Below are 6,743 nucleotides of genomic sequence, written 5' to 3' on the forward strand. Positions count from 1 at the left end.
CCGCCCAAAACAGCGCCGCGAAGACGTCCCTCGATTTCAGGAAGACACGCAGCTGCCAACAGGGACAGCGAGCCGGCAATCTGAGCGCAAATGCCAGCGTCTCCTGACTTTCGCCAAGCATAGCAATATAGCATATTGCATATATCAAAACATCTACTGATTATCGCGCCTGTGCCGTGGAACGAAATGCCGTAGGAATGTTACAATCCGATCGGTTACCAGAAGCCGGTGTCCGCTGGCAGCATCTGACGCGTCTAGAGGGTGTTATGTACTTTCGTTCCTGATTGGTGCAGTAATGAGGGATGGCACCCGCACGCAAACCGTATCCCTCTGATGTATCAGACGAAGAATGGTCTCTGGTCGTTCCGTATCTGGTCCTGATGCGAGAGGACGCGGAACAGCGGCGGCATGATCTGCGCGAACTGTTCAACGGGTTGCGCTACGTGATCCGCTACGGGATTGCCTGGCGCGCGATGCCAAACGATCTGCCGCCGTGGTCGGCGGTTTGTCAGCAGTCTCGTCGTTGGATGGATGCCGGCTGCTTCGAGACGCTGGCCTGCGATCTACGTGCCGTCTTGCGCATGGCTTCTGGTCGCCTGCCGGAACCCACTGCAGCCATCCTCGACAGCCGGACATTACGTTCGACACCCGAGAGCGGGCCTCGCGCCGGTTACGACGGGGCCAAACGCAAACGGGGCTCGAAGCTGCATATGGCTGTGGATACGCTGGGCCACCTGCTGGCCCTGCATGTCACGCCAGCCAATCGGGATGATCGCGCCGAGGTCGGACGCCTCGCCGCTGCCATTCAGGAGGCCACTGACGAAAGCGTCGAACTGGCCTATGTCGATCAGGGATATACGGGCTCAAAACCAGACGAGGCGGCTCGCACGCACGGTATCGCACTCGAAGTCGTCAAGTTGCCCGAAGCCAAGCGCGGCTTTGTCCTGCTGCCGCGCCGATGGGTCGTCGAGCGATCTTTCGCATGGGCCACACGATGCCGCAGGCTCGTCAAGGACTACGAGCGTTACGCTTCAACCCTCGCAAGTCTCCATGTCGTCGCTTTCGCATGTTTCATGCTCAGAAACGCCGCTATACTCGCTCAAGGTGCATAACACCCTCTAGCCAATCAGAGTTATGCACGTCTGGATCTGGAAGAAGCCCAAAGGCTCTATCAGGACGCTCTGGCGGAGGCCACCGGGATTCTGGTCGATTTTCAGGAGACGGGACTACCGCTCTCTGCTCCCGCCATTTTTAGCATATCGTGTCAGAATCTGACCGATCTGTTTCTGAGGGAGCGGCAGGCTGAAAAAGCTGCTTATTTTCGACATTCTGCCTGTAACGAACTGTCTCGTCTCGCAAGCCTGCCTGACCTCCCCCTGCAGGCGCGGCACGCTTGCGCGGAGCTTCTGCGCTGGGCTGTTGCCTGGGTGATGGAACATGAAAATGACTCCCTCCCCCTGTCGGAAGAAACTGAAGCACTTGTGACTCGCGCGCGCACTGTAGCGCTTAACGTTTACACGATTGCCGGCCACGTGGTGCAAACCCGGCTGGAAGACGCCCCGGCTACGGGACGCCCCTCCTAAACGAGGGCTCTTCTAAAATAGAACTGGAATATCACATGTTTAAGCTCCCCGAGCTTCCATATGCTCCCGACGCACTCGCGCCCTACATGTCAGCCGAGACGCTTGAATACCACCACGGAAAGCATCATAAGGCTTACGTTGACAAGCTCAACGAACTCACTGCCAGCGGTCCATTTCACGGACTGGCTCTTGATGAAATTATCCGGAAAACAGCGTCCGACCCCGAGCAGAAGGTTCTGTTCAACCAGGCCGGCCAGCACTGGAACCATTCCTTTTTCTGGCTTAGCATGAAAGCAAAAGGCGGCGGATCTATTCCTGCGTCTCTCGAAAAACAGCTTGTTTCGGATTTCGGTTCTCTGGGTAATTTCAAAACGGAATTCAAAAATGCCTGTCTGGCCCAGTTCGGGAGCGGGTGGGGCTGGCTCGTACATGATGGTCAGAAACTGACCATTACCAAAACAGCTAACGCAGACACCCCGCTTGCACATGGCCAAACAGCCTTGTTGACATGTGATGTATGGGAACACGCCTATTATATCGATTATCGCAACATGCGACCGAAATATGTGGAGGCCTTCCTGACAGATCTGGTGGACTGGGAGATGGTTGAACAGCGTTACCGGACAGCGATCTCAGCAGCGTGAAGGGCCTGAGGCACGCCAGCGTCTAAGCAAGCGCACTCGCGCGTCATGCACGAAATTAATGAAATACGTGCGCGGGTCCGTCTTCGGAACCGTCGCGCGCATGCAGTCCTGGATGGGGGGTGATCTGCTTCGGGGTGGTCATCGCCCTGCAGGATTCACGACACACGACTCACGCATGAGGCCCCGCCAGGATATCCTACGTGCCTCAATCCACCATCCTGCCAGAGCCTCCCGGAATCCCGTGACATTCTCCCGAAAGCGCGACAAATCCGATAATCGTGAAAATGCACGACAACGCGAACAGAATCTCTTTGATATAGTACGAACTGCACGGACAGTTTCAAGCGTGTTCACTTCCGGTCGACATCAAAACACGACTGCTGAGAAGCATAACTGAACCACCGAACCCTTCGTTCCGTCAAAATTCCAGAACATCCCTTTTTCGCAGCTCTCCCAGCAACGGCAACAAAGGCAATCCAAGTATTGTTGAGTAATCGCCACCGACGTGTTCAAAGAGCTGGCCCCCCGGTCCTTCCACACGGTAAGCTCCGACGCACTGCAGACAGTTTTCTGCCTCCTGCTGAAGGTATTTTTCGATAAATCTGTCCGAGAACATCCGCATTGTCAGCGTCGCATGGGACAGATGTCTCCAGACAATCTCCGTCCTGTCCAAAAGAACGACCGCACTGTGCAGCACATGTGTGCGTCCCCGCAGGCTTCTCAGCTGGGCTCCAGCAGCGTCAAGATTCAGAGGCTTGTCGAACCATGCTCCTTCGCACTCCAGCATCTGATCGGCACCGATTATCAAACAGTGCTCTTCAGAACTCATCTGTGCGCAGCGCTGTGATGCCACTAAACACGCTTTTTCCTCAGCGAGTTTGAGAGCCACCTCCCTGACGTTGCGTCCTTCTGCTTTCCAGTGTGACTTGAGCCCATCCTCGTCAACAGACGCAGGATAGCACGCGCACTCTATGCCGCTCTGCTTCAGTAACTTGAGTCTGGTCTGCGAGCCGCTCGCCAGAATCAGCCTTATGGCATCGTTTTTCATCAGGTCGCCAGCCCTCTCACGAGGACATGATTTTCCGGGGAACATCAGGAAGCGGGCCTGTCAGTCGCATCAAATCTTAGCGGCATTCCCGCGGGTTCCCCGAGAAGTTCTCCTTCCCACATCACCCGCTTCCCTCTTATGACGGTGCCGACAGGTCTCCCCGTCAGCCTCTTGCCCACGAAAGGAGACCAGCCGCATTTCGATGCCAGCCAGCGTTCCTCAATGGTCCAGGATGCCCTGAGATCGACGATTGAGAAATCCGCATCGTACCCGACGGCAATACGGCCCTTTCGCACCAGACCGAAGAGACGTTGAGGCCCGGCGGACGTCAGATCGACCAGACGACGCAGCGTCAGTCGCTCGTTGGCCACATGATCCAGCATCAGAGGCAACAGGGTCTGCACCCCCGGCATGCCGGAAGGAGAGGAAGGATAGCTCCTGTTCTTTGACTCCAGAGAATGAGGGGCATGATCGGACCCGATCACATCCGGCATTCCCTGACCGAGCCAATGCCATAATCCGTCTCTGTGTGCTCCCGACCGTATGGGAGGATTCATCTGCGCGAGCGTACCCAGCCGAGGATAAACGTCTTCTCCGGCAAGAGTGAGATGCTGGGGAGTTAGTTCACAACTAGCAATATCCCGATGACGGGAAATGAGAGCCAGCTCCTGTGGCGTCGTCACATGAAGGATGTGCACTCTGCGCCCCGTTTTACGTGCCAGATGTAATACCCGATCAGTCGCCCGAAGCGCACTCTCGTCGTCCCGCCACACCGGATGGCTGGCCGCATCACCCGCCACTCTCAAATTCATGCGCTCTTTGAGGCGGTCTTCATCCTCGGCATGAACCGCCACGCGGCGCACACCGGAACGAAGCACTCGCTCCAGCATGGTATCTTCAGAAATCAGAAGATTTCCCGTTGAAGATCCCATGAAAACCTTGATCCCGGCTGTTCCGGCAAGTTTTTCGAGTTCACCGCACCGGTCGGCATTATCGACTGTCGCGCCGATATAAAAAGCATGGTCGCACCACATACGGTTCCTGGCACGGGCGAGCTTGTCAGCCAGCGCTTCCGGCGTAGACGTCGTCGGCCTGGTGTTGGGCATTTCGAAAACACCCGTTACACCTCCCAGAACAGCAGCACGACTGCCGGATTCCAGATCCTCGCTCTCCGTCGCTCCCGGTTCCCGGAAATGCACCTGCGTGTCGATCACACCGGGCAGAATGGTCAGGCCCGTGCAATCCAGTTCCGCTGCCGCCTTTCCAGTTCCACCGATGGCAGCGATCATTTCCCCACGCACATATACGTCGGTCGTCACGGTCGCATCCGGCAGCACGACGGACCCACCTTTCAGAACCAGATCGAACAGGTCGCTCTCCACCGTTGATACGGGCAATCCATGAAACATCGGAGCCTGTCCTGCTGCTGGAGGTCGTTCTGCTTTTTAAGTTCCTTCACACGCGTTCCGGATGAAAGATAGGAAGTCTTCATAGTGACGATCATGCCGTGTTCTGGTTAACTCTGACAGGACGTCCGACTGCCGATCACGCGCCAACGCGTCCCCAGAGGCGTGTCTTCGAGAAAGATCCCTTGACCCCGCAGCATATCTCGCAGGCGATCAGCTTCAGCAAAATCCCGTCTGTCGCGTGCTTCGATTCGTCGCCTCACCAGGTCCGATACGATTGCGTCTGACTCGACGGAAAATGACGTCTGCTCTTCTTTTCGCAAGAATCCCAACAGGCGGAGTCCGCCTACCAGTTCTGTGCGCAGGCGGGTTTTTACGGACGGCACTTCTGCACGCCGCAGACGGTGCGCGGTCTCGAACAGAGTGCTCAATCCGGCCGGCGTGTTGAGATCATCATCAAGCGCTCGCGCCACGCTCAGTTCGGTAGAGCCATCGACACTATCCTCCTGAGCGAGGTGGTCTGTGTCCGAAAGAAGGCGACGCAGACGCTGCAAAGTCCGCCTGCACCGATCAAGAAGCTCCTTCGACCAGTCCAGGGGCTGCCGATAATGCGCCGAGAGCAGCGCGAGTCTGATGGCTTCTCCATCCGCTTCCTTCAGAAGATCATGAACAAGCACGACATTGCCCAGGGACTTCGACATTTTTCTCCCCTCGACAGTGACAAAGCCATTATGAACCCAGAACTTGCAATACTCTGCGCCATCACGCGCCGAGACACTTTGCGCAATTTCGTTTTCATGATGGGGAAAGATAAGATCCTGCCCTCCTCCATGAAGATCAATCGGCAAACCGAGCCGGTTTTCGGTCATAGCCGAGCACTCGATATGCCACCCGGGCCTGCCGCGGCCCCAGGGGCTCTCCCACCCCGGAAGATCAGGAGTGGATGGCTTCCACAACACAAAGTCGGCAGGGTCATGCTTGAACGGTGCAATCTCCACTCGCCCCCCAGCCATCAGGTCTTTTTGTTTCCTGCCCGACAAAACGCCATATTGCTCGAAAGACGGCACATGAAAAAGCACATGCCCTTCCGCGACGTAGGCGTGCCCCCTGTCGATCAGACGACTGATGATCGAAATGATATCGGGAATGTGGTCAGTCACACGCGGTTCAAAGTCGGGGGTAAGCAGACCCAACGCCTTCATATCGGAACGATAGGCATCAATAAAACGATCCGTGAGCACCCTGATAGACTGACCCGTGCGCGCGGCTTCAGCGTTGATCTTGTCGTCGACATCTGTGAAGTTACGTGCATAGAGCACACGCGAATATTTTTGACGCAAGACGCGATACAGAAGATCAAAGACAACCGCCGAACGGGCATTGCCCAGATGAGCGTAGTTATAGACGGTAGGGCCGCAAACATACAGTGTGACCCTGTTCGGATCACGAGGCTGGAACCTCTGCTTTCTTCCCGAAAGCGTATTTGTCAGAAACAGGGCATGACGACCCGGATCTGTTCCAGTTTCTTTCATCATGACGGTCGATTTCCCGGATAGAGATATAGAGTGCGATAAGGACCTTCCCGACCGTCACATTCTGTCTTGGCGTCCAGCCGCTGCATTATGAAATCCGCTCCTGAGGCCTGCCAGACAGTCCAGGTGCCACAATCCCCTAAACTGTCGTCCCGATGAAGCGACGTCAGAACACCTGACTGATCATCGTAGGTCACATTGAACAGATAGGGTGACGTGTTCCAGACCCCATGGTCCCATTGCCTGAATGTCAGAAGCTCTACAGGTGAAGAGGGCATAGCCCGGATCACTACCTGCGTTGTTTCTGACAGTCTGACCGTGCAGGGTATGATCCAAATACGGCCCTTGTTCTCTGGGAGGCTGCCCATCCGATAGGCCTGCCGTCCTGAGGGATTATGTGCATAATGCGTGCAGCCCTCCGGTATGACGTCCTGCACCATAGCGGGAAGATCGAAGCCCTTAGCATTACTGGGTGTAGAGTTTGTTACACCCAGAAGAAACACATAGAACAATAATCGCTTTTTCCGACC

6 protein-coding genes are annotated in these 6,743 nt (G+C 56.0%); 2 read left to right on the forward strand and 4 right to left on the reverse strand.

Features of this window, described 5'->3' with window-relative positions:
* The first annotated feature begins 302 nt into the window (after positions 1-302).
* Together HK23_RS06135 and HK23_RS06145 are read left to right on the forward strand one after the other, a co-directional pair.
* Positions 303-1,112, forward strand: a complete 810-nt coding sequence (locus tag HK23_RS06135; protein WP_086653278.1) for an IS5 family transposase — start codon at positions 303-305, stop codon at positions 1,110-1,112.
* A 506-nt stretch (positions 1,113-1,618) separates the two neighbouring features.
* Positions 1,619-2,227, forward strand: a complete 609-nt coding sequence (locus tag HK23_RS06145) for a superoxide dismutase (RefSeq protein WP_078527130.1) — start codon at positions 1,619-1,621, stop codon at positions 2,225-2,227.
* Between the two features lie 418 nt (positions 2,228-2,645).
* Here HK23_RS06145 and HK23_RS06150 read toward each other — a convergent pair whose 3' ends face one another.
* The 4 genes from HK23_RS06150 to HK23_RS14640 form a co-directional block, all read right to left on the reverse strand.
* On the reverse strand, positions 2,646-3,275 hold the full coding sequence (locus HK23_RS06150; RefSeq protein WP_078528163.1) for a Maf family protein: 630 nt from the start codon (positions 3,273-3,275) through the stop codon (positions 2,646-2,648).
* Between the two features lie 44 nt (positions 3,276-3,319).
* Entirely contained in the window at positions 3,320-4,684 is a 1,365-nt protein-coding gene (locus HK23_RS06155) for a dihydroorotase (RefSeq protein WP_086653280.1), read from the reverse strand.
* 107 nt (positions 4,685-4,791) lie between these two features.
* The gene (cysS, locus tag HK23_RS06160; protein ID WP_456306263.1) at positions 4,792-6,216 is read right to left on the reverse strand and encodes a cysteine--tRNA ligase; all 1,425 of its coding nucleotides are present in this window, start codon (positions 6,214-6,216) and stop codon (positions 4,792-4,794) included.
* Positions 6,213-6,743: DUF1176 domain-containing protein (locus HK23_RS14640; RefSeq protein WP_143217494.1), on the reverse strand; the 531-nt coding region annotated here is incomplete at its 5' end. The genes cysS and HK23_RS14640, both read right to left, overlap by 4 nt.

This window comes from Acetobacter malorum, assembly GCF_002153605.1.
In the GTDB taxonomy this organism is placed as follows: Bacteria; Pseudomonadota; Alphaproteobacteria; order Acetobacterales; family Acetobacteraceae; genus Acetobacter; species Acetobacter malorum_A.

Coding starts and splice junctions, on each gene's coding strand:
- HK23_RS06150 (WP_078528163.1), bottom strand. CDS start 3,275: ATGAAAAACGATGCCATAAGGCTGATTCTGGCGAGCGGCTCGCAGACC.
- HK23_RS06155 (WP_086653280.1), bottom strand. CDS start 4,684: ATGTTTCATGGATTGCCCGTATCAACGGTGGAGAGCGACCTGTTCGAT.
- cysS (WP_456306263.1), bottom strand. CDS start 6,216: ATGATGAAAGAAACTGGAACAGATCCGGGTCGTCATGCCCTGTTTCTG.
- HK23_RS06135 (WP_086653278.1), top strand. CDS start 303: ATGGCACCCGCACGCAAACCGTATCCCTCTGATGTATCAGACGAAGAA.
- HK23_RS06145 (WP_078527130.1), top strand. CDS start 1,619: ATGTTTAAGCTCCCCGAGCTTCCATATGCTCCCGACGCACTCGCGCCC.